The sequence below is a fragment of the Rhizobium sp. 05N430 genome (assembly GCF_056396985.1).
This window is the reverse complement of record NZ_JBFTMO010000009.1, coordinates 78,453-103,960: the sequence shown is the minus strand read 5'-3', so window position 1 is coordinate 103,960 and position 25,508 is coordinate 78,453. Positions and strand designations below refer to the sequence as shown.

Annotated in this window: 22 protein-coding genes; 7 read left to right on the top strand and 15 right to left on the bottom strand. The window is 61.1% G+C overall.

What is annotated here, in order from left to right; all coding sequences use genetic code 11:
• Window positions 1–155: 155 nt before the first annotated feature.
• On the bottom strand, window positions 156–1,754 hold the full coding sequence (locus tag AC1DJO_RS19180; RefSeq protein ID WP_477972470.1) for an ABC-F family ATP-binding cassette domain-containing protein: 1,599 nt from the start codon (window positions 1,752–1,754) through the stop codon (window positions 156–158).
• A 239-nt stretch (window positions 1,755–1,993) separates the two neighbouring features.
• Between AC1DJO_RS19180 and AC1DJO_RS19175 the strand changes: the two genes are divergently transcribed.
• Window positions 1,994–2,401 carry a DoxX family protein gene (locus tag AC1DJO_RS19175; protein ID WP_477972549.1) on the top strand — a complete coding sequence of 136 codons (408 nt, stop codon included), beginning with the start codon at window positions 1,994–1,996 and terminating at the stop codon, window positions 2,399–2,401.
• Window positions 2,402–2,448: 47 nt separating this feature from the next.
• On the opposite strand, the gene AC1DJO_RS19170 is transcribed toward AC1DJO_RS19175, so the two are convergent.
• The 6 genes from AC1DJO_RS19170 to AC1DJO_RS19145 form a co-directional block, all read right to left on the bottom strand.
• Window positions 2,449–2,814 carry a hypothetical protein gene (locus tag AC1DJO_RS19170; RefSeq protein WP_477972468.1) on the bottom strand — a complete coding sequence of 122 codons (366 nt, stop codon included), beginning with the start codon at window positions 2,812–2,814 and terminating at the stop codon, window positions 2,449–2,451.
• A gap of 113 nt (window positions 2,815–2,927) precedes the next feature.
• Window positions 2,928–4,115, bottom strand: coding sequence for a Gfo/Idh/MocA family protein (locus AC1DJO_RS19165; RefSeq protein WP_112385614.1), 1,188 nt, complete (start codon window positions 4,113–4,115; stop codon window positions 2,928–2,930).
• A gap of 189 nt (window positions 4,116–4,304) precedes the next feature.
• Window positions 4,305–5,357, bottom strand: a complete 1,053-nt coding sequence (locus AC1DJO_RS19160) for a sugar phosphate isomerase/epimerase family protein (protein WP_477972466.1) — start codon at window positions 5,355–5,357, stop codon at window positions 4,305–4,307.
• Window positions 5,358–5,607: 250 nt separating this feature from the next.
• Entirely contained in the window at window positions 5,608–6,555 is a 948-nt protein-coding gene (locus tag AC1DJO_RS19155; RefSeq protein ID WP_112385616.1) for a substrate-binding domain-containing protein, read from the bottom strand.
• Window positions 6,556–6,642: 87 nt separating this feature from the next.
• A complete protein-coding gene (locus AC1DJO_RS19150) occupies window positions 6,643–7,647 on the bottom strand; it encodes an ABC transporter permease (protein ID WP_112385617.1) in 1,005 nt (334 codons plus the stop codon).
• 80 nt (window positions 7,648–7,727) lie between these two features.
• Window positions 7,728–9,251: a sugar ABC transporter ATP-binding protein gene (locus tag AC1DJO_RS19145; protein WP_477972464.1), complete on the bottom strand. Its 1,524-nt coding sequence runs from the start codon at window positions 9,249–9,251 to the stop codon at window positions 7,728–7,730.
• 165 nt (window positions 9,252–9,416) lie between these two features.
• On the opposite strand from AC1DJO_RS19145, the gene AC1DJO_RS19140 reads away from it, so the two are divergent.
• The 3 genes from AC1DJO_RS19140 to AC1DJO_RS19130 all read left to right on the top strand — a co-directional run bounded on the left by AC1DJO_RS19140 (window position 9,417) and on the right by AC1DJO_RS19130 (window position 13,163).
• Window positions 9,417–10,448: a LacI family DNA-binding transcriptional regulator gene (locus AC1DJO_RS19140; protein WP_112385619.1), complete on the top strand. Its 1,032-nt coding sequence runs from the start codon at window positions 9,417–9,419 to the stop codon at window positions 10,446–10,448.
• Between the two features lie 321 nt (window positions 10,449–10,769).
• Window positions 10,770–12,776, top strand: a complete 2,007-nt coding sequence (locus tag AC1DJO_RS19135) for a GAF domain-containing protein (protein ID WP_477972462.1) — start codon at window positions 10,770–10,772, stop codon at window positions 12,774–12,776.
• Between the two features lie 3 nt (window positions 12,777–12,779).
• Window positions 12,780–13,163, top strand: a complete 384-nt coding sequence (locus AC1DJO_RS19130) for a response regulator (RefSeq protein ID WP_112516836.1) — start codon at window positions 12,780–12,782, stop codon at window positions 13,161–13,163.
• Between the two features lie 75 nt (window positions 13,164–13,238).
• On the opposite strand, the gene xylA is transcribed toward AC1DJO_RS19130, so the two are convergent.
• The 6 genes from xylA to AC1DJO_RS19100 all read right to left on the bottom strand — a co-directional run bounded on the left by xylA (window position 13,239) and on the right by AC1DJO_RS19100 (window position 21,261).
• Complete coding sequence (gene xylA / locus AC1DJO_RS19125; protein ID WP_477972460.1) at window positions 13,239–14,549, bottom strand: xylose isomerase; 1,311 nt, start codon at window positions 14,547–14,549, stop codon at window positions 13,239–13,241.
• Window positions 14,550–14,745: 196 nt separating this feature from the next.
• The gene (gene xylB / locus AC1DJO_RS19120) at window positions 14,746–16,200 is read right to left on the bottom strand and encodes a xylulokinase (RefSeq protein WP_477972458.1); all 1,455 of its coding nucleotides are present in this window, start codon (window positions 16,198–16,200) and stop codon (window positions 14,746–14,748) included.
• Window positions 16,201–16,218: 18 nt separating this feature from the next.
• Window positions 16,219–17,244 (bottom strand): LacI family DNA-binding transcriptional regulator, encoded by a 1,026-nt coding sequence (locus tag AC1DJO_RS19115; RefSeq protein WP_477972456.1) that lies wholly within the window; start codon window positions 17,242–17,244, stop codon window positions 16,219–16,221.
• Between the two features lie 100 nt (window positions 17,245–17,344).
• Window positions 17,345–18,337 carry an alpha/beta fold hydrolase gene (locus AC1DJO_RS19110; protein ID WP_477972454.1) on the bottom strand — a complete coding sequence of 331 codons (993 nt, stop codon included), beginning with the start codon at window positions 18,335–18,337 and terminating at the stop codon, window positions 17,345–17,347.
• Window positions 18,338–18,428: 91 nt separating this feature from the next.
• Window positions 18,429–20,018, bottom strand: coding sequence for a DHA2 family efflux MFS transporter permease subunit (locus tag AC1DJO_RS19105; protein WP_112516841.1), 1,590 nt, complete (start codon window positions 20,016–20,018; stop codon window positions 18,429–18,431).
• Between the two features lie 22 nt (window positions 20,019–20,040).
• Window positions 20,041–21,261, bottom strand: coding sequence for an HlyD family secretion protein (locus tag AC1DJO_RS19100; protein WP_477940788.1), 1,221 nt, complete (start codon window positions 21,259–21,261; stop codon window positions 20,041–20,043).
• A gap of 155 nt (window positions 21,262–21,416) precedes the next feature.
• Here AC1DJO_RS19100 and AC1DJO_RS19095 point away from each other — a divergent pair, with 155 nt between their 5' ends.
• Together AC1DJO_RS19095 and AC1DJO_RS19090 are read left to right on the top strand one after the other, a co-directional pair.
• Entirely contained in the window at window positions 21,417–22,094 is a 678-nt protein-coding gene (locus AC1DJO_RS19095) for a TetR/AcrR family transcriptional regulator (RefSeq protein WP_477972452.1), read from the top strand.
• A gap of 158 nt (window positions 22,095–22,252) precedes the next feature.
• Window positions 22,253–23,002, top strand: a complete 750-nt coding sequence (locus AC1DJO_RS19090; protein WP_112516843.1) for a TerC family protein — start codon at window positions 22,253–22,255, stop codon at window positions 23,000–23,002.
• Window positions 23,003–23,059: 57 nt separating this feature from the next.
• On the opposite strand, the gene AC1DJO_RS19085 is transcribed toward AC1DJO_RS19090, so the two are convergent.
• Entirely contained in the window at window positions 23,060–23,983 is a 924-nt protein-coding gene (locus tag AC1DJO_RS19085) for a phytanoyl-CoA dioxygenase family protein (protein WP_112516905.1), read from the bottom strand.
• 93 nt (window positions 23,984–24,076) lie between these two features.
• Here AC1DJO_RS19085 and AC1DJO_RS19080 point away from each other — a divergent pair, with 93 nt between their 5' ends.
• The gene (locus AC1DJO_RS19080) at window positions 24,077–24,910 is read left to right on the top strand and encodes a helix-turn-helix domain-containing protein (protein ID WP_477972449.1); all 834 of its coding nucleotides are present in this window, start codon (window positions 24,077–24,079) and stop codon (window positions 24,908–24,910) included.
• On the opposite strand, the gene AC1DJO_RS19075 is transcribed toward AC1DJO_RS19080, so the two are convergent.
• Window positions 24,911–25,456, bottom strand: a complete 546-nt coding sequence (locus AC1DJO_RS19075; RefSeq protein ID WP_112516906.1) for a glutathione peroxidase — start codon at window positions 25,454–25,456, stop codon at window positions 24,911–24,913.
• Window positions 25,457–25,508: the final 52 nt, after the last annotated feature.

The window sequence follows — 25,508 nt, the reverse complement described above, 5'->3', positions numbered from 1 at the left end:
CGTCTTTAGTGCTGTTCAGGTCGGCCGGCGCGGCCATCGTTGGCGGCGGTTTAGCCAAGCCGGAATGTCTTGTACAGGCCTCGAATGTCAAAACTGTAACGTTGCAGATAGATTGCGGCTTCAGGACCGGCTTCCCGCTACGCTTCGTCCGGCCATTAGAGCATGGTTGCGCCCGACGGCATCAGAACCCGTCTCGTGATCCCGATATTGTCCAGAAACACTTCGTCATGGCTGACGACCAGAAGCGCGCCGTCATAGGCAGCAAGCCCCGCTTCGACAGCAGCGATCGAGTCGATGTCCAGATGGTTGGTCGGCTCGTCCAGGATGAGCAGCGGCGGCGGCTTCGGTCCGCCGAGCACGCAGGCGAGCCCAGCCCGCAACAGCTGCCCGCCGCTCAGCGTCGATACCTGCTGAAGTGCTGCGTCGGCGCGAAACATGAACCGTGCCAGCGCCGCCCGGCAGGCATTCTCATCCGCGCCCGGATTGAGGGCACGGAAGTTCTCCCGGACACTGAGGCCGGGATCGAGCAGGCTGACGCCTTGATCGAAGAACGCATGCCCGGCAGGAACCGAGACCGTGCCCTCCCAAGGGGTGAGCACACCGGTGATCAGCGCCAGAAGCGTCGTCTTGCCGGAGCCGTTCGGACCAGAGATCGCCACACGCTCCGGCCCTGTCAGCGACAGCGACAGATTGCGGATGACAGGCCGCCCCGGCACATATCCGGCCGTGACGCCTTCGAGCCGCAGCACCACGCGCGACGGCGGCAAGCCGGTCGGCTCCAGCCTGACGGCAAAAGGCTGCAGGACTTCGATCTTGCCGCGCGCCACCGAAGCCTCACCAAGTGCGTGCTGCCGCCGCTTCTCGCCGAGCCGCACCCGCTCACCGCGGGTATTCTCGGCCTTGCGTTTCAGCCCGCCGGCGGCAATGCGGGGCATGTCGCCACGCGCCGCCTTGATCCGCCCGCCGCGGTCGCTTCGCGCCTGCCGCTCGGCCGCTAGTTGGGCGCTGCGATTGACCTCGTCGATCCGCTTCTCGGCGTCGGCGAGATCATGTTCGGCAGCGGCAAGCTCAATCGACTTGCGCTCCTGAAAGGCGCTCCAGCCACCACCATAGCGCCTGACACCCAGCGCCGTCAGTTCGACGATCGCATCCATCGTCTCCAGCAGCTCGCGGTCATGGCTGACGACAAGCGCCCCACCGCGCCAATCGCGCAGTAACGCGATCACCGCTTCCCGGCCCTCGCGGTCGAGATTGTTGGTGGGCTCATCGAGGATGAGAAAATCGGGTTCGGCAAAGATCAGCGCCGCCAAACCTGCTCGGGTGCGTTGACCGCCGGAAAGCGACGAAAGCACTGTTTCTGGCAGAGCATCCAGGCCGACGCGTTCGAGGGTCGAAGCCATGCGGGACTCGAGCGTCCAGTCGGCATGGGCAAGCTCCTCGACACTCGCCTCGCCACGCTCGGCGCGCGCGAGGATGGCAAGCGCCGAGCGGGTCTCGAAGAGATCGGCGATTGTCGCTCCGGCTTCGACCTGAACCGACTGGCGGAGAATGCCGAGGCGCGCGTCGAGGGCGATGTTGCCGGACAGCGGCTTCAGCTCGCCGGTCACCAACTTCAGCAGCGTCGTCTTGCCGGCGCCATTGCGCCCGACAAGTCCTGTGCGCTCGGCACCGAAGCTCAGATCGAGACCAGAAAGAAGCGGCCGCCCGTCAGGCGTCGACCACGAAAGATTGGAAAGAGTGATGGAGGCAGGCATGGATAGAGAACTCCCGGATGGCAAGGCGAGACGGCATTGCGATCTGGGTGAAATCCATGGTGGCACACATCCTGTTGGTATTGCGGGATGACGGCAATCTAGGCAGGCAAGGCGGTCAAATCAAGGCGCATGCGGATGGCGCGGTCGCAGCGTGATAACGCTGATGTCAGAAGTCGTGACTTGAGATCGGCGATGCGCCGGGTGAGAGCGGAATGGGAAATAACAACGAAAGGAACCCGATGCTCGCTTCCATCCACCTGCTGCAGCCGCATGTTCTCAGCCTGCTGCGCATCGTCTCGTCGCTCATACTCTTCAGCTACGGGACGCAGAAGATTCTGCATTTCCCTGCCGCGGCAAGCGTGCCGCCGGTTGGCTCCATGTCATGGATTGCCGGCACGCTGGAACTGGTTCTCGGTTTCCTGGTGCTGATCGGCTTCAAGACGCGGGCCGCCGCCTTCGTTCTCTCGGGCCTGATGGCCTTCGCCTATTTCATCGCTCATGCGCCGAAGAGCTTCTATCCGGCGCAGAACGGCGGCGTCGCCGCTATCCTGTTCTGCTTCGTCATGCTTTATTTCGTCGCCGCGGGCGCCGGCTCGTTCAGCATTGATGCGCTCTTGAAGCGGAAGCAGGCCGCTGTCGCAGCCTGAAGCAGATCGCAAGGCTGAAGCGGCTTTCCGCTTCAGCCTGATAGGGCTTACGGCTTGTCGGCCTGACCCTTGAGCTTGACGGCCATCGTAACGGTGCCACGCACCGTGATGAAACTGCCATTGCCGCGATTAAGATCGGCATTGTTGCTGAGATTGGTGATCTGGCAGCTCTCGCCCACCGTCTCCAGAACCAGCGAGCACTGGCGCCCGGCCATCGCATAGAAGGTCTTCTGCGCCAGTTCGATCTGTTCGGAAGGATTTTGCGTTGCATCGGCCGGAACCGACATCGACATCGTCGATTGAACGTTGATCGTTCCCGGCACGCGCTGCCCACCAGGAATGAGCTGTTGCGCCGATGCCGGAACGGCTGCCAGCGCCAGAATGCACGTCATGATGCGGAAAGAGAATGTCATCGGGCCTCCCCATATGGTTGCGGCCTCCTTCATTCACAATCCCCTTAAACGCGAATGAGCGCATTCCCTAAGATTGAAGGGAATGCGCTCATTTGAAACGAACTGGCCTCGGATCAGACCTTGACCCAGCCGCCGTTCTTCTTGGAAGACGCGACGCAGGCTTCGACGAAGGCGACACCCTTCACGCCGTCATCGACAGTCGGATAGACCACAGCCTTGTCGACCGGCTTACCCTTCTTGGCGGCGTTGATGGCATGGGCCGCTTCCGTATAGATCGTCGCGAAGGCTTCAAGATAGCCTTCCGGGTGACCGGACGGGACGCGCGAGACGCGGGCGGCCGCAGCACCTGAACCGGCCCCATTGCGGGTGATCAGCCGCTTCGGCTCGCCGAACGGCGTGAACCACAGATAGTTGGGGTCGGCCTGGACCCACTCGATGCCACCCTTGGTGCCATAAACGCGAACCTTCAGACCGTTCTCATGGCCCGGCGCCACCTGGCTGCACCAGAGCATGCCCTTGGCCGGCTTTTCCTTGCCCTTCGCCTTGTAGCGCAGCATCACATGCGCATTGTCATCGAGACGACGGCCTTCGACGAAGCTGTCGAGATCGGCTGCGAGGCTGTCGAGCTCCAAGCCGGAAACGAAGCAGCCAAGATTGTAGGCATGTGTGCCGATGTCCCCGGTCGAGCCGCCGGCGCCGGATTGGGCCGGATCGGTGCGCCAGACAGCCTGCTTGGCGCCCTGCTGCTCGACGGCTTCCGTCAGCCAGTCCTGCGGATACTCGGCCTGCACCAGGCGGATATCGCCGAGTTCGCCATTGGCGATCATCTCGCGCGCCTGGCGGACCATCGGATAGCCGGTGTAGTTATGCGTCAGGATGAAGAGGGCGCCGCTCTCGTCGGCGATCTTCTTCAGCTTCTTCGCATCGGCGAGGTTCGACGTCAGCGGCTTGTCGCAGATGACGTGGATGCCGCGGCGGAGAAACTCCTTGGCGGCATCGTAATGCACATGGTTCGGCGTCACGATCGACACCGCTTCGATGCCGTTCTTCAGCTTCGCTTCGCGGATCGCCATCTCGCGATAGCTGGAATAGGTGCGCGACGGATCGAGACCGAGATCGCGGCCGGAGGCCTGCGCCTTTTCTGGCGTCGAGGACAGCGCCCCGGCGATCAGTTCGTATTGGTCGTCCAGACGGGCCGCCATGCGGTGCACGGCGCCGATGAATGCGCCAGCCCCGCCGCCGACCATGCCGAGGCGAATGCGCGGTTCGCGCGTCTGTTCGTTTGATGCTTCGATTGCCATTGTGTCCTCCTCGAAAGTGTTTCCCTTCTCCCCAAGGGGGACAAGGTGGCCCGGAGGGTCGGATGAGGGGGCTACCCGCGAAAACGCCTTTCGCTTCCCGCTCAAGGCATTCGTCGCTGACGCTCCTCATCCCCCTCATCTGCCCTGACGGGCATCTTCTCCCCGCTGGGGAGAAGGGAGTTTCAGAGCTTAAATCCCCAGCATCCGCCGGTTGGCGGCCTGATCAGTACCGCCCGCGGCAAAGTCGTCGAATGCCTTTTCGGTGACGCGGATGATGTGCGCCTTGACGAATTCGGCGCCTTCACGGGCACCGTCTTCCGGATGCTTCAGCGCGCATTCCCATTCGACCACGGCCCAGCCGTCGAAATTGTTGGCGGTCATCTTCGAGAAGACAGCGCCGAAATCGACCTGGCCATCACCCAGCGAACGGAAGCGGCCCGCGCGCTCGACCCAGCCCTGATAGCCGCCATAGACGCCCTGGCGCCCGGTCGGATTGAACTCGGCGTCTTTGACGTGGAACATCTTGATCCGGTCTTTGTAGATGTCGATGTTCTCAAGGTAGTCCAGGCACTGCAGGACGTAGTGCGACGGGTCATAGAGCATGTTGGCGCGCGGATGGTTCTTCACGCGCTCCAGGAACATCTCGAAGGTGACGCCATCATGCAGGTCTTCGCCCGGATGGATTTCGTAGCAGACATCGACGCCGCAGGAATCGGCATGATCGAGGATCGGCGTCCAGCGCTTGGCCAGCTCGTCGAAGGCGGTCTCGACCAGACCGGCCGGGCGCTGTGGCCACGGATAGATGAACGGCCAGGCCAGCGCGCCCGAGAAGGTCGCATGCGCCTTGATGTCGAGATGCTTGGACGCCGTTAGCGCCATCTTCACCTGCTCGACAGCCCATGCCTGACGCGCCTTCGGATTGCCGCGCACTTCAGGCGCCGCAAAGCCATCGAAGGCTTCGTCATAGGCCGGGTGGACGGCAACAAGCTGGCCCTGCAGATGCGTCGAAAGCTCGGTGATCTCGACGCCGTTCTGGCGCGCCACACCGGCAAACTCGTCGCAATAATCCTTGGAGGATGCCGCCTTCTTGAGGTCGATGAGCTGGCTTGCCCAGGTCGGAACCTGAACTCCCTTATAGCCGGTATCGGCCGCCCATTTGGTGATCGCATCCCATGAGTTGAAAGGCGCTGTATCGCCTGCGAACTGGCCGAGGAACAGGCCCGGCCCCTTGATTGTCTTCATGTCAGAAATCCTCCCTGATTAGCGACCGTAAACGTTTATGATAATCTGTCACACGCATTCTGGCGGGAGCAAGGCGCCTCCACACACTTGCGGCAAATGTGGCTGGATAGCCGGAAGTCAAATGGTGAGCGAACTAAACACGCCTCACCGGCAGCTGCAAGAGGTACGTGCCGCAAATTCGTTCGCATGCGAAATCGGGACATGAAAAATGCGCCCATCCTCGCGAATGGGCGCATCTGAAGGCGAATGATCAGAACGGAGAATCCGGGAAGTAGAAGTCCTTGGCGTTGTCCTTGGTGACGAGCGTCGCATCAAGAACGAAGGTGCCGCGAACCGGAACCTGATCGTAGAGACCAGCAGCCGTCAGTTCCATGGCCGTACCGACCATTGCCGGCGGATAGAGAACGTCGACCGGGATCATCTTGTCGCCGTCCATGACCTTCTTGATCATGTCCTTGGAGCCTGCACCGGCGACGACATACTTGATGTCGGTGCGCTTGGCCTGCTCGATGGCCTGGAGTACGCCGACAGCCATGTCGTCGTCCTGGCACCATACAACGTCGATCTTCTGGTACTTGGTCAGGTAGTCCTGCATGACCTTGAAGGCATCGTCGCGGTTCCAGTTGCCGTACTGGCGGTCGAGAACCTTGACGTTGGAGCCTGCAATGCCCTTGTCGAAGCCGTCCTGGCGCTGCTGATCGATCGGGATCGGCAGACCGCGGATAACAACGACCTGTGCGTCCGGCGTCTGAGCGGCAATGTACTTGCCGGCGACTTCGCCGAGCGCCGGGTTGTTACCGGCAACATAGAGGTCGCGGACGGAATCGTCGTTGGTCGAAGGAGCACGGTCGACGAGAGCGACATACTTGCCCTTGCCCTTGACTTCCTTGATGGCGTTGACCAGCGGATCCGGATCCGACGGCAGGATCACGAGGGCGTCGATTCCCTGCGTATCAAGATCCTGCACAGCGTTTGCCTGGCTGGCAGCGTCCGGCGAGGTCTTGACGATGACGTTCAGGCCAGGATGCTCTTCCATCAGCTTCTTGGCGACGCGTTCGGCATGGAACACCACACCAGAGGTCCAGCCGTGGTCGGCGGCCGGAATGGACACGCCGATGGTGAACTTCTTGTCCTGTGCGTATGCGGAACCCGCCACTGCGACGGCCGCAACCGCAAGACCCAACATGAGTTTGCGCATGCTATTTTCCTCCCAACATAACTTCAGGGACTTTCCTACCCGTAAACCGGACGCCCTGTGAGCCCGGCCAATTGCTGTTGCGGTCCGTTATCCCTTCCGGACCAGCGAGCGCTGCACCAGCATGGCGATAATGATGATCGCACCCTGGATCGCACCGATGAGATATTCGCTGATGAAGTTCGACAGCAGCATGATGTTGCCGACGAGCTCGAGAATGAAGGCGCCGCAAATCGTGCCCCAGACGCGCCCTGCTCCACCCTTCAGCGCCGTACCGCCGACGACGACAGCCGTGATTGCCTGCAGCTCCCAGAGGATACCGGTGGTGGCCGAGGTCGAACCGAGACGTGGCACGTAAAGAAGAACGGCGATCGCCACGCAGAGCCCCTGGATAACGAAGGCAATGGTGCGCACCTTGTTGACCGCAATGCCCGAGTAGCGGGCGACATCACTGTTCGAACCGACGGCGACGACATGGCGGCCATAGCGCGTGCGGTAAAGAATGAAGGCAGCAACGGCGGTGACCGCCAGAATGACGACGATCGGAACCGGCACGCCGAGGAAGCTGCCGAAATAGGCCGGACGGTAGAGCGTCTGGATTTCAGGCGAGCGCAGCGTGATGGCGCCGCCCTGCGACAGCCACGTCGTGAGGCCGCGATAGATGCCCATCGTGCCGAGCGTTGCGATGAACGGCTCGATCTTGCCCATTGTGGTGATCAAGCCGTTCGCCAGACCGCAGAGCGCGCCCGCAACGACGGCAAACACGACGGCGACGACAAGCATCATGGTCGGATCGGCAATGACGCCGGAATTGAGCAGAAGGATCATCAAGCTGGCGACGAAGGCCACCATAGAACCGACGGACAGATCGAGGTCACCGGCGGAAATCACGAAGGTGGCACCGACTGCGATGATGGCGATGAAAGCACAGCGCGTCGCGACATTGGCGAGATTGGTGATGCCGATGAAATTCGGATTGACCAGGGCGCCGACGATCAAAAGCAGGAACAGCGCGGCGAACGGTGCCACGGCGCGCAGATCGACGTCCCGCCAGGAGCGGCGCCGGATCTCTCTGGTCTCCTCGTTGATGCTCATTGTCAAAACCAACCTCCCGACCCAAACCCTGTGGGTATCTTATCGTTGAAACGCGTGCCGAAGCGGCGCCTGCCGGATTGTCAGGCGGCCTTCCTCTTCAGGCCCGCGGCATATCGCATGATTTCCTGTTCGGAGATTTCGTCGCCCTCCAGCACACCGACGATACGCCCCTCGCGCATCACACAGACCCGGGTGCAGAGACCGATAACCTCCGGCATTTCCGACGAGACGACGATGATCGACCGGCCATCGCGGGCGAGCGCCGAAATGAAATGATAAATCTGCTGCTTTGTGCCGACATCGATGCCGCGCGTTGGCTCGTCGATGATGATGATGTCGGGCTCGGTCTCCATCACCTTGGCGAGCAGCAGCTTCTGCTGGTTGCCACCCGACATGCGGCCGGCAACGATATTGGCGTCGCGCACGCGGATATCGAAGCGGCGCTTTGCCTTGGCCAGCGCCGCAGCCTCGCTGTTGGGGCTGAGATAGCCGTGAGCCACATGCTGGCCAAGCGACTGCAGCGTCAGGTTCGTCACCATGTTGGAACGCAGAAGCAGACCCTTCGACTTGCGGTCTTTGGTCATATAGGCGAGACCGGCGCGATTGGCGGCATGCACGTCGCCGGACGCAACCTCTTGCCCCTTGATCACGACATCGCCGGAGAGGCGCGAACGCAGTCCGGCGATCGCTTCCATCAACTCGGTCCGGCCGGAGCCGATCAGGCCTGAGAAGCCGATGACTTCACCCTTGCGAACCTCGAAGCTGGCATCCTGCACGTAGCCGGTAGAAACACCGCTGACGCTCAGCACCACTTCTTCATCGACATTGGGCTCGACCTTGGTCGGGTAGAGACTGGAAAGCTCGCGGCCGACCATAAGCTGCGCAATGGATTCGCCATCAAGAATGGAGGTCGGCGCCGTCTTGACCCACTGCCCGTCACGCAGAACCGTGACCCGGTCGGTCAATTCCATGACCTCGTCGAGCTTGTGCGAGACGAACACGAAGCTCGTCCCCTTGTCGCGCAACTTGCGGACCTGCTCGAAGAGAATGTTGGTTTCTTCGCGGGAGAGTACCGCAGTCGGCTCGTCCATAAAGACCACGCGCGCATCGCGGCTGATCGCCTTGGCGATTTCGACCATCTGCTTGTCGGCGATCGACAGCGTGCTGATCAGCGCATCTTCATCGACATGCGAACCAAGCATATCGAGCACGCGGCGCGTTTCCTTGCGCATATAGCGCCGGTCGAGCACACCGAAATGCGTCACCTCACGGCCGAGAAACAGGCTTTCGGTAACCGTCAGATGATCGGCGAGATTGAATTCCTGGTGAATGATGACAATGCCAAGCGCCTCGGCACCGCCATTGGGCGGCAGCACGATCGGCTGACCGTCGAGAAGGATCTCGCCTGATGTCGGCTGCTCGAAACCGGACAGGACTTTGACGAGGGTGGACTTGCCCGCGCCATTCTCGCCCATCAGCGCATGAACTTCGCCGGCGCGCAGATCGAAGTTGACGCTGAAGAGAACCTGCACCCCATTGAAGGATTTGCAAATTCGCTTCGCGGACAGCACCAAAGGCGCAGCCTCTGCAGGCTCCACAACCATCATTTCCTCCCTGCGGCTCCCCACCGCTTAAGAATGATGTAAACCTTTACATATGGGATGTAAAGGTTTACATCATTGATTTACACAGATCTGTGACTGGCTGCCTTTGACCTGTCGGCAAGTCTGTGTAGTGTCGCGGCGAAGACAGCCTATGGCGAGCCCCCAGTGTCGAATTCCACGCCCGCAACGATCGAAGACGTCGCCCGGATTGCCGAGGTTTCCATCGCGACCGTATCGCGCGCGATCCATATGCCTGAGAAGGTTGCGAACTCGACGCGGTTGAAGGTCAATCAGGCGATCGCCATCACCGGCTACACGACGAATGCCATGGCGCGCAGCCTGCGGCTCGGCCGGTCGAACATGATTCTGGTGGTGGCACCCGATATTGGCGACCCGAATTTCTCCAACATTCTCGTCGGCCTGGAAAACGAGGCGCGCGCCCATGGCTATGGGGTGCTGATCGGCCATACGCAGAACGACGCCCAGCGCGGCCTCGAATATCTGAAATTCTTCAATTCGAACCAGGCGGCGGGCCTCATCCTCTTCACCGGCATCCTGCCCTTCGGCCACCAGACGATGACGGCCCGGCTGCCGCCGAGCGTCGGCGTCTTCGAACCTGTTTTCAATGGCGGCATTCCCTATGTCGGCGTCGATGACACAGAAGGTGCGCGCAAGGCTGTCGATCTCCTGCTGGCCGAGGGCCATCGCAAGATCGCCTTCATCGGCGATTCCCGCACCCGCCTCGCCTACACCCGCCGACGCGAGGGCTATGAAGCAGGGTTGGACGCTGCAGGCGTGCCGAAGGAAACGCGCATCGTTCTCGAAGGCGACGGCACGATCGAAAGCGGCCGCCATGCTGTCGAGCAGCTGTTCATGCGCGATACGCTGCCGACCGCCTTTATGTGCGTCAACGACCAGACGGCGATCGGGGTGATGATCGGCCTCAACGCCCGCGGCTACGATATCCCGCGCGATTTCTCGGTCACCGGTTTCGACGACGTGCCGCAAGCGGTGTTCATGAGCCCGTCGCTGACCACCATCCGCCAGCCGCGAACGGCAATCGGCAAGCAGGCGATGGCGCTGCTGCTAGAACTCCTGGGCGACGGCCAACCCTCGGAGACGGAAATCCTGCTGCGCCCGGATCTCGTCGTGCGCAACTCCGTCTCATCGCCGCCGAAGAACTGGCAGAGGCGATAATCGCGCAGCATTGCTGCCGAAATCCGGAAATCGGCGAAAGCTGCCGGAACAATTGCGAGGTTCAGCCGTTTGCTGACCCGGACGCTGGCTGCATCAGTCGATATCGTGGTTTGCACCCAGCGGCTGGCGTCCAATCAAAATGCGAAAGCCGGTCAGGCATTCGTTGTCCTTAATGCCGGCGCTCGTTCCGGCTCACTTCCATTGAGTAGCAATCTGTCGAGGCCGAAGATCTTTTTTGGACTCTCGGATGTTTCCGCTAGAAAATTCCGCCACCCGCCTACATTCAAGAATTGAAACAGCCACATAGGACCTGGGAATTCTGTGCCGCCGATACCCGATCGACACCATGCCGAAAATCAGAAGCGACTTGACGCGCTTGAAGCCTTCGACATTCTCGACACGGCTCCGGAACCGGAATTCGACGACATCGTTTTCATTGCCTCTTCGGTTTGCCATACGCCCGTAGCGCTGATCAGCCTTGTCGAGGTCGACCGGCAATGGTTCAAGGCGGCAGTCGGGCTTGAGAGCTGCGAGACGCCGATCGACCAGTCCGTCTGCGCTCACGCGCTATCGAATCCCCAGCCGCTCATCATCCCCGATCTGACGAAAGACGAGCGAACCAGGGATAATGTGCTGGTGACAGCACCGCCCGGCATTCGGTTCTATGCCGGAGCGCCTCTGGTGACCGCCGACGGAACGATCATCGGCACGCTCTGCGTCATCGACACGGTTGCTCGCCCGGAAGGCTTGACCCCGGATCAGCTGAAGATCCTTCAGGCACTCTCACGGCAGGTGGTGGCGCTGCTGGAGGCACGCCGCATTTCGAGCCGCAAGGACGAGCTCTTCCGCCGCCAGAAAAGCATCAGCTCCGCGATGCGTTCGTCCGTGAACAAGAACATGGCTGCACAGGAAGCCGGCCGTATCGGAACGTTCGATCTCGACATCGCCACCAGCCAGATGCGCGTATCGCCTGAATTCTGCAGGATCTTCGACGTACCGATCGCCGAAACCTATCCGGCTTCGACATTCGAAGACATGGTGATTCCCGACGACCAGTCCGTCAAGACGAGTGTCTCGACGCGGATGGATGGCACGGCGCTGCTGGATGTGGAATACCGTATCAGCACCAAGCATCGAAGCGTGCGCTGGATATCCCGGCATGCCGCCTTCACGACCGACGCGGACGGCAAACCGGCGGCTCTTCGCGGAACCGTCCAGGACGTCACCGCCGAGAAGCGCGCCAGCGCCCGCGCGCAGGCCCTGCTCGATCTCGGCGACCGGCTGAGAAATCTCGACGATATCGAATCGATGGCAATCGCCGCGGCTGATCTCATGGCCAAGGCGTTGGATGCCACGCGGGCCGGCTTCGGTCTGGTCGATGCCGGCAACGAAACAGTGTTCGTGCAGCCGGAATGGCAGGCACCCGGCATCGCGTCACTTGCAGGCATCCATAGCTTCCGCGACTACGGAAATTTCATCGACGATCTGAAACTTGGTGACACCGTGATCATCGAGGATGTCAGCTCGGATCCCCGAACCAGCGATCATGCCAGAGCGCTCCTGGATCTGGATATTCGGGTGTTGGTCAATGTGCCGATCTTCGACCACGGACATTTCAGCCTCGTGGTTTTCGTCCATCACAACCACCCCTACGACTGGTCGAACGAGGAGCTCGCCTTCGTGCGCAGCTTCGGCGATCGCATTCAGCTCGCCATTGCCCGCGTCAGGGCCGATGCCGAGCAGGATATCCTCAATCGCGAGATCAATCACCGCCTGAAGAACACCTTCGCGATGATCCAGGCCATTGCCACCCAGACCCTCAAGCCAGTGGCCGAGCGGGAGCATGTCGAGAATTTCGAGCGCCGCCTGCATGCTCTGAGCCGCGCCCACGACATCCTGCTGCAGGACAACTGGCTGAGCGCCAATGTCCACGACCTCGTCGTCAAGGCGATCGAATCGCTGGGCGTCATCGATCGTGTGACGATAGCCGGGCCGAAAACCTCTGTTGGCCCCAAGGGCTCGCTATCGATTTCCCTGCTTCTGCACGAGCTCGCCACCAACGCTGTCAAATACGGCTCTCTTTCGGCCGAAAGCGGCGCAGCTTATGTGCACTGGACCATTGAAGGTCGAGGTGAACAGGCTACATTCCACCTATCGTGGCGTGAAGAAGGCGGCCCGACCGCCTTCGAACCAACCAAAAAGGGCTTCGGTTCCAAGCTTATAAAAATGGGCCTCATAGGGTCCGGCGGGACGGAAACCAGTTACAGCCCGGATGGCTACTCGGTCAAAATGTCCGCGTCGCTCTCGCAAATGCAAAGGAGCGACTGAGTTATGGGAGATGATCACACAGGCACGAGACTACACGTTCTCGTTGTCGAAGACGAGCCGCTGCAGCGGATGATGGCCATCGACCTTGTTGAAGACGCCGGTTTCGAGGCGATCGGCGCGGCCGATGCAGAGGAAGCGGTTCGCATTCTGGAAGCGCGCAGCGATATCCGTATCGTCTTCACCGATATCGACATGCCGGGAAGTATCGACGGAATGATGCTGGCCGCCGCGATCCGCGATCGCTGGCCACCGATCGAAATCATCATCACCTCTGGCCATATCCGCGAAGAGGAAGTGGTCCTTCCGGTGCGCGGCGTATTCTTCCCGAAGCCTTACGATACCCGCCGTGTCACGCAGAAACTCGTCGAGTTCGGCGCACCGCACTGATCGGTCTGTTGTTGTCTCATGAAAAAAGCCGGGAAGCCTTCGCTTCCCGGCTTTCTGTTTAGACGATCGACGCAATCAAACGTAACGGTTGACGACGTTCTCGAGCAGTTCCTGCTTGCCGGAACGCGGCTGCGGGTTGATGTCCTTGCTTTCGACCCAGCCGGTGATCTCTTCCAGCGAATACTCGCCGCGGAAAAGCTTCTGCCCTTCGGCCGAATCCCAACCGGCATAGCGGTCGGCGAGCGGCTTGGAGAGGGCCTTTTCCTCAACCATCTTGGCAGCGGCCTTGAGGCCACGGGCGCAGCAATCCATGCCGCCGATATGACCGATCAGCAGGTCTGCCGGATCCAGCGACTGGCGACGCAGCTTGGCGTCGAAGTTCGTACCGCCGGTGGTGAAGCCGCCTGCCTGCAGAACCTGGTAGTAGGCGAGCGCCATTTCCGGAACGTTGTTCGGGAACTGGTCGGTATCCCAGCCGGACTGGTAGTCGTTGCGGTTCATGTCGATCGAGCCGAAGATGCCGAGCGCGTTGGCCAGCGCCAGCTCGTGCTCGAAGGAATGGCCGGCGAGGATCGCGTGGCCCTGCTCGATGTTGAGCTTCACTTCGTTTTCCAGGCCGTGCTTCTTGAGGAAGCCGTAAACCGTCGCGACGTCGTAGTCATACTGGTGCTTGGTCGGCTCCTGCGGCTTCGGCTCGATCAGGATCGTACCCTTGTAGCCGATCTTGTGCTTGTACTCGACGACGAGGTTAAGGAAGCGGCCCATCTGGTCGAGTTCGCGCTTCAGGTCGGTATTGAGCAGCGTCTCGTAGCCTTCGCGGCCGCCCCAGAGAACGTAGTTCTCGCCGCCGAGCTTCTGCGTCGCGTCGAGGCAGGTCTTCACCGTCGCAGCGGCAAAGCCGAAGACTTCAGGATCCGGGTTGGTCGCAGCACCCGACATGTAGCGGCGGTTCGAGAACAGGTTCGCCGTGCCCCAGAGCAGCTTGGTGCCGGTCGCGGCCTGCTTTTCAGCGAAGTAATCGACGATCTCGTTCAGGTTCTTGGTATTCTCGGCAAAGTTATTGCCGTCCGGGCGCACATCGGCGTCGTGGAAGCAGTAATAGGGGGCGCCGAGCAGCTGGAAGAATTCGAAGGCAACATCAGCCTTCAGCTTCGCAGCCTTCATCGTGTCTTCGAACCACGGGCGCAGGAAGGTCTGACCACCGAAGGGGTCGCCGCCCGGCCAGGTGAAGGTGTGCCAATAGGCTACGGCGAAGCGCAGATGGTCTTCCATCCGCTTGCCGAGAACGATTTCGTCCGGCTGGTAGTAACGGAAAGCCAGCGGATTGGTGCTGTCTGGGCCTTCGTATTTGATCTTCTGGATGTCGCCGAAAAATCCGGTGCTCATGGTTGTTTCCTCCTATGGAACGATCGCGAGTGTCAAAAGTCCCCTTCTGCCTGCCGGCATCTCCCCCACAAGGGGGGAGAAAGCTGGTGGCACTGCCTTGCCCAATCGGCAAAGCAGGAACTCGGGGCAAAGCCCCTCCCCCTTGTGGGGAGGGGTTGGGGAGGGGTCTTTCAACGCACCTCCCGTCGAATGGAGTTCAATGCGCCAGCGACTTGATCGCCGGATAGAGCGCACGGTAGCGCTTGTAGGCATCCTCGTAGGCGCCGGTCAGTGCCGTCTCGGGCTCGATCGTGCCATCCGTCTCCGGCGGCGTGCAGACGGCAACCGGGTCTGCCCCTGTTGCTGCGATCAGGCCGAGACGCGCAGCACCAAAGGCAGCGCCGAAATCGCCATCCGCCGGCAGATCGACCGGAACACCGAGCGCCGTCGCGATCGAGGCCAGCCAATAACGCGAACGCGAGCCGCCGCCGATCGCCGTGACCCGGGCAATATCGGTGCCTGCCGAGCGCAACGCTTCCAGATTATCGCGGATCGCGAAAGAGACGCCCTCCAGCACCGCCTGGGTGAGAACCGCACGGCTGCTTTCGTGTTCGAGGCCGATGAAGGCAGCGCGGATGACCGCATCGTTATGCGGCGTGCGCTCGCCGGAGAGATAGGGAAGGAAGGTAACACCCGACGGCGCCTTCAGCGTGTCGCCAAGCTCGCTCGTCAGATCGGCAGCGGACTTGCCCGTCACATGCGAATGCCAGTTCAGCGCATCGGTGGCGGAGAGAATGACGCCCATCTGGTGCCAGGTGTTCGGCAGCGCGTGGCAGAAGGCGTGAACGGCGCTTTCCGGCTTTGGCAGATAGGAGCCGTTGGCCGCAAAAAGCACGCCCGACGTGCCGAGCGAAACGAAGGCCGCACCATGGCTGACCGTACCCATGCCGCAGGCCGAGGCCGCATTGTCCCCTGCCCCACCGGCAACGACAACGGTACCTGCAATGCCCCACTTGGAGGCGAGTTCGCCGCGCAGCTTGCCAGCCTGCTCCGTGCCTTCGACCAGCGACGGCATCTGCTTTTCATCGAGGCCGGTTGCCGCGAGCAGTTCGGACGACCAGGCGCGCTTGCCGGTATCGAGCCAGGACGTGCCGGCAGAGTCCGACATCTCGGAAATATGCTCACCGGTCAGCCAGAGGCGCAGATAGTCCTTCGGCAAGAGAACCTTGGCGACCTTGGCGAAAATCTCCGGCTCGTTCTTGGCGACCCAGACGAGCTTCGGCGCGGTGAAACCGGGGAAGACGATGTTGCCGGTCAGCTTGCGGAAGCGCGGATCGGCATCGAGTGCAGCGGCTTCATGATAGCTGCGGGTATCGTTCCAGAGGATGCAGGGGCGCAGCACCTTGTCGTCGGCATCGAGCAGCGTCGCGCCATGCATCTGGCCGGAGAGGCCGATGCCCTTGACGGCGGCAAGCTCCTTCGGATGCTTGGCCTTCAGACCGGCTACCGCCTCTTCGGTCGCGCGGATCCAGTGCGACGGCTCCTGCTCCGACCAGCCGGAATGCGGACGCGAGATATCGAGTGCGCCATTGGCCGAACCGATGATCTTCTGATCACCGTCGATCAGCATCGCCTTGACGCCGGAGGTTCCGAGATCGAGACCCAGATACATGTCATTCTCCCTTTGCCGTTACGGCAGATTGTCTTTCAAGAATATGTCGAGGCGGATGCGTTCCTGCGCATCGATCAGCGAAAGCCCGTCCGCCTTTGCCTTCAGAACACGGATGGCGCTGCGCACCTCGTGTCCGGCATCCTGGTTCAAGATTGCGTCAATCGTTCCGTCGAGAAGGGCGGCGCGCGTATTCGGCGTCAGCTCATGCGCCACGACAGTCACCTGCCTCCCCGCGCCCTTGGCCTTCAAAGCCTTGATCAGGCCACGGTTACCGGCGCCGAGACTATAGATGCCGACGATGCGATCGTTCTTCGAAAGCGCGTCGGAGACCAGCATATGCGCCATCTCCGGATCGTCGCGCCCTTCGATGACGGGCAGGATGGAAAGATCCGGGAATTCCTGCGCCATCAGCGCCGCAAAGCCTTCCAGCCGCTCGCGATGGTCGCGCACCAGCATGGAACCGGCAAGTACCGCGATCTCGCCCTTTGCGCCGCCCAAGAAGCGGCCAAGCAAGCGAGCCGCCGTGCGCCCGGCAGCGATGTTGTCGACACCCGCATAATGGTGACGCAAGGAGCCCGTCAGATCGGAAACGAGGGTGACGACGGGAATGCCATCGCGCACCAGCGCATCGACGGCAGCAACGACTTCAGGCGCATCAGTCGCCACCAGCGCAATGCCCGCCGGACGCTCGGCGCCGAGCGCCTGCAGCGCCTCGACCAGCGCATCGGGATCGAACGCCGGAACCTCGACCGTGCGGATTTGCGTGCGCTCCACCGGCGAACGGGCAACCGCGTCGCGGATCTCGGCCGTCAGTCCATGCATGAAGGAATTGTCAGAAGCCGGAAGGATGAAGACGAAGGAATAGGTGCGGCCCTTGGCGAGATTGGCGGCCGCCACATCCCTGACATAGCCGATCTCGCGAATGGCGTTTTCCACCTTCTCGCGGGTCACGTGGCGCACGCCCGGACGCTGGTTCAGCACGCGATCGACAGTCGCAAGGCTGACCCCCGCATGGGCGGCGATATCATGGACAGTAGGCTTCATCACTCCTCCTGACGAAACCCTTTAGCGCCAATTTTGATGTACGTAAATCAGAAAATCTCATCGACGCCGAAGCATCGATATCTGCCATTGAAAAGCTTGGCTATTTCTTGCCGTCAGCGACGATACGCGCCTCGATCTCCAAGGCGATCTTCCCTAGATCCCGGCGCTTTCCGCCAAGCGTTTCGATGGCAGCAACGGCAAGGTCGCGGGCGACGTAATCGGACTTGTGCCCGAGATTGTGGACCACAATCAGCCGCGCGCCTTTGATATCCCTGGCCAGATGGGCGGAGTGGATGGTTGGGGAGACGACACTATCGGTATCGCCGGTGATGATAATCGTCGGCGCCTTGATCCGCCGGTAGCGCAGCGAGGCCTTCTTGGTCCACTCCAGCAGGTTCGCGACATCCGTGGCATTGTTGTAGAACTCCGCCGGACGGAGCGCCAGAAGCGTTCGCGCCTTGGAAATATAGCCGGGCGGCCGCTTGTTCGGCGCAAATACACTATTCGTTGCACCGTTGACCATCGCCAGCCCGACCGGCGGCACGACCAGCGCACTAAACAACGGACCGGTCAACGGCGCCGTCGCGGCGTCGTAATACCAGGCGATCCCGCCCGGCCACGGATAGACGGCAGGCGACAGGAACACCAGACCGGCAACCATATCGGGATGATCAAGCGCGAAAGCTGCAGCAACGGCGCCGCCGAAGGAATGGCTGACGATGATCGCGCGGCCGATACCGCGCTTCTTCATCAACGCCGCAATCGCATCCGCCTGCCCATCCGGGAAGGCATTCTGCGGCCCGCCCCGATCGGAGTGGCCATGACCCGGGCGATCGACGAACAGCAGATCCGCCTTGCCCTCCAGCTTTTCGCGGAAGGAAAACATCGGGTCATAGAGATTGGCGCTGGCGCCATGGATGAAGACGATGGGTGGAAGCGACGGCTTGTCGGATGCCGGAATGAAGACGCTGTTCAGCTTGTAGCCGCCGACATCTATTCTCTCTTCCTTGACAGCAGCCTTGGCAGGCGCGGATGCGAACAGGGGCAGGATGATGCAGAGCCAGGCAATTGCCCTGGCGGAAGACTGAAACATAAGGCGGCATCCGCTGGAAAGATATGCAGCCCTATACGCAAAACGGCCGGCTTTGGTTTCCCAAGCCGGCCGTTATTTTGAAACTCAGACGTCAGTGGCCTCCGCCACCGCCTCCACCGCCTTGCGGTGCGGGCTTGGCAATCATCGCAACGCCGAGAACCATCGCGAGGAACAGCACGGTCAGCATCAGGAAGATATCGCTGAACGACAGGATCACCGCCTGCTTCGTCGCCAGCCCGACCATCTGCTTGATCGCCACCGACGCGCCATCCATCCCGTAGGAATTGAAGTTGGCGGTCAGATTGTTCAGCTGGTCGATCGCGGCCGGATGACCCCAGTCCATGTTCTCGCGAAGACGCTCGTAGTGGACGTCCTGGCGGTTGGTAAGCACCGTGTTGATGATCGCGAGCCCTACGGCGCCGCCGAGGTTACGCGTCAGGTTGAAGAGACCGGAGGCACCGCGCATGCGGGCCGGCGGCATCGTGCCGAGCGCGATGTTGTTGATCGGCACCATGCACATCATCAGCCCGAAACCACGGAACAGCTGCGGCACGAGGAGCTCGTAGAAGTCCCAGTCGTCGGTCAGGCCGGTCATGATATAGGTACCGGCCGCAAAGCTGACGAAACCGATGACCATCATCAGGCGCAAATCCATCTTCGTCGACAGCTTGCCGGCGATCGGCGCGGTGAAGAACATCGCGAGACCCGAGACGAACATCGTCTCGCCGATCATCAGCGAGTCATAGCCGCGGATGCGTCCGAGATAGACCGGATAGATATAGGTCAGGCCATAGAGACCGATACCCATGACGAAGGAGAAGACCGAGCCGAAGGCAAAGTTCCGGTTGGCGAAGGCCCTGAGATCGACCACCGGAAAATCGACGGTGAAGGCGCGGTAGAAGAAGACGACACAGGCGATCGCCGAGGCGATGGCGCCGATGACGATATAATTGTCGTTGAACCAGTCGTTCGAATTGCCCTCTTCGAGAACGTATTCCAGCGCGCCCAAGAACACGCCCATCGAGATCAGGCCCCACCAGTCGAACTTCTTGAACAGCGAAAGCTCAGGCTTGTCGAAGTCGATGAAGTTCCAGGTGACGGTGGCGACGATGATGCCGGGAATGACGTTGACGAGGAACAGCCAGTGCCAGGAGAAGGCGTGGCTGAGATAACCACCGACCGTCGGGCCGATGGTCGGCGCCAGCGTGGCGATCAGGCCGATGATCGGCGAGACGACGCTGCGCTTCGACGGCGGAAAGATGGTGAAAGCAGCCGCAAAGACCGACGGGATCATGCCGCCGCCGATAAAGCCCTGGATCGCACGGTAGACGATCATCTGGTCGATATTCGTCGCCGTAGCACAGAGCACGCTCGACAGCGTGAAACCCGCCGCCGAAACGGCGAAGAGATAGCGCGTCGAGACGATACGGGCGAGCGTGCCCGACAACGGAATCATGATGACTTCCGCGATCAGATACGAGGTCTGCACCCAGCCGATCTCATCCGAGCCGGCGGAAAGGCCGGCCTGGATTTCGGCCAGCGAAGCCGAGACGATCTGAATGTCGAGAATCGACATGAACATGCCGAGCACCATCGCGAAGAATGCGATGAGCTTGCGCGGGTCCATCCGTTCCTCGGCTCCGACGCCGGGAACGGTTCCTGCAGTGGTGGTCGCGGCCATTGGCCTTACTCCGGCTGGCTGATTACTTTGCCTGCTGTGCGTCCGGCGCCGTGCGCGTGTCGACATCGACGACGACGCTCAGGCCTGCACGCAGACGGCCGGTATCCAGTGCATCCTGCGGGAGCGCGATACGAACCGGCACACGCTGGATGATCTTGGTGAAGTTGCCTGTCGCATTCTCAGGCGGCAGCAGCGAGAAGACCGAGCCGGAGGCCGGCGAGATCGACTCGACGGTACCGACGATCGCATGATCGTCATAAGCGTCGACATGGACATTGACCTTCGAACCCGGAACCAGATGCTGGATCTGCGTTTCCTTGAAGTTCGCGTCGATATAGAGCTGGCGGGTCGGGACGAGTGCCATCAGGCGCTGACCGGGAGAAACCAGATCCCCTTCCTGAACCGAGCGATTGCCGACGACGCCGTCATAAGGCGCCTTCAGAACCGTGAAGGACAGGTCGCGGGCGGCCTTGTCGCGCTGCAGTTCCAGCGTCCGGACAGAGCCTTCGGCTTCCTTGCGCTGCGCTTCCAGGATGGTGATGTTGGCTTCGGCCGACTTGATGTTGGCGTCACCGCCAACGAGGTTTGCCTTGGCCTGATCGAGCGCGATGTTGGCGGTATCGAGATCGGCAGCGGTGCCGACCGACTTCGCCTGCAGGTCGCTCTGGCGCTTCTGGGTGATCTCGGCGCCGCGAACGGCGGCATCGAGAGACACCTTCTGTGCCTGGGCCTGGGCGAGAGCCGCCTTGGCACCGTCAACCTGTGCATCGATACGGCTCAGCGACAGCTTTTCCGTGGCGATCTGCGCTTCGGCCTGATCGAGAGCGTTCTGATAGTCGCCATTGTCGAGCGTCGCCAGAACGTCGCCGGCTTTCACCAGCTGGTTGGCAACGACATTGACCTTGGCAACATAGCCGGTGACCTTCGGCGAGATCGTCGCGATATCGCCTTCGATATAGGCGTCATCGGTCGAGACCATGAAGCGGCCGTTGGTCCACCATTCGTAGCCATACCAGCCGCCACCTGCGAGGAGCGCGAGCGCAACGATCGGCAGCACGAGGCTGCGCTTCTTCTTGACCGGCGGCTGCTCGGCAGCCTTCACTTCCGGTGCAGGCGCCTGCTGAGGAGCACTGCGAGCCTCCGCGGTGGGGGTGTCCGCGGAGGCTGCAGTTTCCGGCTTAGCCGCTTCGGCTTCGGCGGAATCGCTAACAATGCGTGCGACATTGGTTTTCTGAGTGGACATAGACGGACACCGGATAATGGAGTAGATTTAATCGAACTGAACGGTTCGGTTCAGTTGACATAGGCTCTTTTTACATCCATATCAAGTCATATCGAACCGAGCGGTTCGATTTTAGTAAAGAATCTTCGCAAGTGCGAAAAATGGTTAAGGAGAAGATGACAGAAGTGTCCAAGGTTTCAGCCGCCGAAACATCAGCAGCCACTGGCCGCTGGGCAGCCGGAGAAGATCCGGCCAAGCGCACGCAGATCCTCGAGGGCGCCAAGCACGTCTTCATGAAGATGGGCTTCGACGCGGCGAGCATGAACGACGTGACCCGCGAAGCCGGCGTTTCGAAAGGCACTCTCTATGTCTACTTCGCCAACAAGGAAGAGCTCTTCACCGCAATGATCGAGACCGAGCGCGCCGCCTTCGTGGCCGCGCTGCGCGTCGCTCTTGAGCATCATGATAACATCGAGGAAGGCCTTTACGATTTCGGCCTGAGCTTCATTGCTCACGTGACCAGCGAGAAGGTGATTAGCGCCATGCGCACGGTTCTCGGCGTTCGAGATCGGATGCCGGTGCTCTGTCAGCGCTTCTTCAACGGCCCTGAAAATCTGCGCACGGTCTTGCACGACTATCTCACGCGATATGTGAAGGCGGGTGAGCTCAATATCGATGACGTCGATCTTGCCGCCGGACAATTCCTCGATCTCGCCAGCGGTAGTTTCTTCAAGTTCCGCCTGTTCGGCAGCATGCCCGAGCCGCCATCCGAGGCCGAGCGGAAGCGCGTTATCGACGGTGCCATCCGCGTCTTCATGGCCGCTTATGGCGCCAAGCAGAACAAGCCCGCCTGACGAAGCGTGCCTCGCGGCATCGGAACTGCGTCATTCTTCATATTCCTCACGGAATAAATACCGTCCCGCTTTCGTATACCCCTTGCGGCGCTTGCATCTCTGCGCCTTCACTCTAGATTTCGGCGTCAGCTGTCTGTGGCGCAAGGGAAAGACAATTCATGCAAGATATCATGATCCTGGTTCAGGATCCGGCCGCCTGGGTGGCGCTGGTGACCCTGGTCGTCATGGAAGTCGTTCTGGGTATCGACAACCTTATCTTCATCTCCATCCTCACCAACAAGCTGCCGCCCGAACACCGTGAAAAGGCCCGCAAGGTCGGTATCGGTCTGGCGCTGATCATGCGTCTGGCGCTGCTCGGCACCGTCGCCTGGATCGTCAAGCTCACCACGCCGGTATTCGAAGTCTTCGGCCACGGCTTCTCGTGGAAGGACCTGATTCTGATCGCCGGCGGGCTCTTCCTGCTTTGGAAGGCGACGAAGGAAATTCACCACAGCGTCGATCCCGCCGATCACAACGAGGATTTCATCGCGAACTCTGCGACGACGACCTTCAGCTCGGCAATCGTGCAGATCCTGATCCTCGACCTCGTCTTCTCGGTCGACAGCATCATCACCGCCGTCGGCATGACGCCGCATCTGCCGATCATGATCATCGCCGTTCTGGCCGCCGTCACCGTCATGCTGGTAGCCGCAACGCCGCTGGCGAACTTCATCGAGAAGAACCCGACCATCGTCATGCTGGCGCTTGCCTTCCTGATGATGATCGGCACGACGCTGATCGCCGAGGGCATGGGCTTCCATGTTCCGAAGGGCTACGTCTACGCCGCCATGGCCTTCTCGGCGCTGGTTGAGGTGCTGAACATGTTTGCGAGAAATGCCCGAAAACGAAAGAAGGGCGAGAGCCACTAGCTAGCTCGGCAACGGGCGCGGCTCCGGCCGCGCCTTAGGACCGGCGGACATTCGGTCCTAGAGCATGTCGCCCAGGCTCCAGTGATTGCCCCAGCGCGCATCGATCTCGTCGTCGACATTCTGGTAGCGGATATCGGTCGACAGACGGATCAGCCGCCGGGGGCTTTCGTTCGCCGTCGAGGCATGGATCATGTAGGGGCTGTGCAGCATCACATCGCCGGCCTCGTAGTCGGCGATCAGCCAGCGCGTATCGAAGCGCTCGGCCATATCGGGAAGGTCTTTCGATACCCAGCCCCCTTCGGTCATGTTGCGATTATAGGCGCTGATCCGCTCTTCAGCCGAAAGCCCGGCACTCCCGGCGGCAAACTCCTTCTCCATCTGCCTGCCGATCGCATGCGACCCCTGCAGATAGACGAGCCCGCCCATATTGACGGGAACATCGCCGAGCGGAATCCAGGCGGTGACGATGCGGCTGGTTCCGCCGCGCAGATAAACGAGATCGTAATGCGCCGGCGTCGTAGTCGAACTGCCAGGCAGCGTGTGACGCATGATCTTGCGCTTATGCAGATAGGAAATGCCGGACAGGAATTCGTCCATGAAAGCCGCAAGCCGCGGCTGGGCGCAAAAACCTTCATAGGCGACGGAGCGGACGAGCGACATGAGGATGCGGTTGGCCTGCTGCGGATCGCTCTCCGCAGCCGCCGCCAGACCAAGACGCGGATCCGATCCCGGCTCGATCAACCCCGCCCCTGCCAGATGCCCGAACACCCAGCCTCGAAACGCATTGACGGCATCGGGATCGAGAAAGCGCTTCAACCAGACATAACCATGCTCTTCGTAGCGTTCCCGGATCGCCGCGATGCCGATCGCGGGATCGGTCGGAACAAGATAGCCAAGCCTGTTCCCGGCCGTCGAGAGCACCTTGCCACCGGCTCTCAACACCGGCATCTCAGACATGGCATTCATGGCCAAACTTGACATTTCGATCGTCCTCCTCTCCGAATTCAGGCCGCAATGCTGCAGCGATGAAACGCAGATGGCCATGGACAGAATTCACAGCTGGACTTTTCGCTCATGAAATCCGCGCCGCTCGCGATCTACCGCTCGCCGCCATCGATCAACCCGCCCGCCTTATCGGTGACCGGCTTTGGGCGGCAGCGGATCGCCGTGCACGTCCGGGAGCGACGCTTGCCTTACTATGCGGTGGTGCTTGTCGAGTCGGGGCACGGCACGCTGGAAACCGAACAGGCAGGCAGGCTCGCAATCGAAGCGCCGGCGCTTTTCTGGCTGACGCCGGGCAGCCGGCATTCTTATGGCCCGGCCGAGGGCGAAAGCTGGGAGGAGCAATGGGCGCTGTTCGAAGGCCCTTTCGCTTCGAGCCTGATCCGCCAGCGTCTGATCTCCGAGACGGCACCGCATGTGGCACTCAACAATCTGCACGAGATGCAGCAGCTCTTTGCGGCGCTCCGCGCGGATTTCACCGAGGGCAGCACATTGGCGCTGAGCTCGGCCGCCGCCACGCTTCACCGCATCGTCATCCAGGCCGCAAGGCAGGTGGATTCAGCCACAAACGACACTGTGAATGGCGCCAGGATCGAGGCAGCCGTTTCCGCCCTTGCCGGGCGCGCCTTCGAAGATCTCGACATGCAGAAATTCGCCGCCGAATTCGCAATGTCACCGGCAACGTTCCGCCGCCGCTTCATGGCGGCAACCGGACTTTCGCCGAAAGCATTCCAGCTCCGGCTGCGGATCGACCATGCCAAACAATTGCTGACCACCTCCGATCTCCCGATCGAAGCGATCGCGCGGGAGATCGGCATCGTTGATGCCTTTTATTTCTCGCGGCTCTTCCAGAACCGCGAGGGCATGGCGCCGACCGCTTTCCGCAGCCGCTTTCGCAGGCAGTAATCAGGCCTTGGACAATTCCTTGTCGATCGCCGTCACCAGCCGCTGATCGTCGGCGGTCACATCGGGCGCAAAACGCGCAACGATCTTGCCATCGCGGCCGATCAGGAATTTCTCGAAGTTCCAGAGAATTTCACTGTCAGCATCGCCTGCAAGGCCGTTGCCGCGCAACCGCTCGCGCATCGGCCCTTCGCCGGTGGTCGGCAAAGGTGCAGCCGTCAGCTGGCGATAGAGCGGATGCTTGTCGTCACCCTTGACGGAGATCTTCGAATAGATCGGGAATTTCACGTCATAGGTCAGCTGGCAGAACTCGACGATCTCGGCATCGGTTCCCGGCTCCTGACCCTTGAAATTGTTGGCCGGGAAGGCCGCAATGACGAAGCCGCGCTCGCGCTTGTCCTCGTAGAGCTTTTCCAGACCTTCATACTGTGCCGTCAGCCCGCATTTCGAGGCAACATTGACGACGAGCATCACCTTGCCGCGATGTTCGTTGAGGCTTGTCTCGCGGCCGTCTGCGAGTTTTACGGCGATGTCGAGGATCTCGGTCATATCAGTCTCCATTCACGTCGGGCGGTGAAGCTATACCCGCGCCGCGCTTTGT

Excerpts from the sequence above, each read along its gene's own strand:
- AC1DJO_RS19100 (WP_477940788.1), bottom strand. The coding sequence starts at position 21,261 with ATGTCCACTCAGAAAACCAATGTCGCACGCATTGTTAGCGATTCCGCC.
- AC1DJO_RS19090 (WP_112516843.1), top strand. The coding sequence starts at position 22,253 with ATGCAAGATATCATGATCCTGGTTCAGGATCCGGCCGCCTGGGTGGCG.
- AC1DJO_RS19095 (WP_477972452.1), top strand. The coding sequence starts at position 21,417 with ATGACAGAAGTGTCCAAGGTTTCAGCCGCCGAAACATCAGCAGCCACT.
- xylA (WP_477972460.1), bottom strand. The coding sequence starts at position 14,549 with ATGAGCACCGGATTTTTCGGCGACATCCAGAAGATCAAATACGAAGGC.
- AC1DJO_RS19160 (WP_477972466.1), bottom strand. The coding sequence starts at position 5,357 with ATGAAGACAATCAAGGGGCCGGGCCTGTTCCTCGGCCAGTTCGCAGGC.
- AC1DJO_RS19175 (WP_477972549.1), top strand. The coding sequence starts at position 1,994 with ATGCTCGCTTCCATCCACCTGCTGCAGCCGCATGTTCTCAGCCTGCTG.
- AC1DJO_RS19165 (WP_112385614.1), bottom strand. The coding sequence starts at position 4,115 with ATGGCAATCGAAGCATCAAACGAACAGACGCGCGAACCGCGCATTCGC.
- AC1DJO_RS19130 (WP_112516836.1), top strand. The coding sequence starts at position 12,780 with ATGGGAGATGATCACACAGGCACGAGACTACACGTTCTCGTTGTCGAA.
- AC1DJO_RS19085 (WP_112516905.1), bottom strand. The coding sequence starts at position 23,983 with ATGTCAAGTTTGGCCATGAATGCCATGTCTGAGATGCCGGTGTTGAGA.
- AC1DJO_RS19115 (WP_477972456.1), bottom strand. The coding sequence starts at position 17,244 with ATGAAGCCTACTGTCCATGATATCGCCGCCCATGCGGGGGTCAGCCTT.
- AC1DJO_RS19105 (WP_112516841.1), bottom strand. The coding sequence starts at position 20,018 with ATGGCCGCGACCACCACTGCAGGAACCGTTCCCGGCGTCGGAGCCGAG.
- AC1DJO_RS19180 (WP_477972470.1), bottom strand. The coding sequence starts at position 1,754 with ATGCCTGCCTCCATCACTCTTTCCAATCTTTCGTGGTCGACGCCTGAC.
- AC1DJO_RS19150 (WP_112385617.1), bottom strand. The coding sequence starts at position 7,647 with ATGAGCATCAACGAGGAGACCAGAGAGATCCGGCGCCGCTCCTGGCGG.
- AC1DJO_RS19170 (WP_477972468.1), bottom strand. The coding sequence starts at position 2,814 with ATGACATTCTCTTTCCGCATCATGACGTGCATTCTGGCGCTGGCAGCC.
- AC1DJO_RS19110 (WP_477972454.1), bottom strand. The coding sequence starts at position 18,337 with ATGTTTCAGTCTTCCGCCAGGGCAATTGCCTGGCTCTGCATCATCCTG.
- AC1DJO_RS19075 (WP_112516906.1), bottom strand. The coding sequence starts at position 25,456 with ATGACCGAGATCCTCGACATCGCCGTAAAACTCGCAGACGGCCGCGAG.
- xylB (WP_477972458.1), bottom strand. The coding sequence starts at position 16,200 with ATGTATCTGGGTCTCGATCTCGGAACCTCCGGCGTCAAGGCGATGCTG.
- AC1DJO_RS19155 (WP_112385616.1), bottom strand. The coding sequence starts at position 6,555 with ATGCGCAAACTCATGTTGGGTCTTGCGGTTGCGGCCGTCGCAGTGGCG.
- AC1DJO_RS19145 (WP_477972464.1), bottom strand. The coding sequence starts at position 9,251 with ATGGTTGTGGAGCCTGCAGAGGCTGCGCCTTTGGTGCTGTCCGCGAAG.
- AC1DJO_RS19080 (WP_477972449.1), top strand. The coding sequence starts at position 24,077 with ATGAAATCCGCGCCGCTCGCGATCTACCGCTCGCCGCCATCGATCAAC.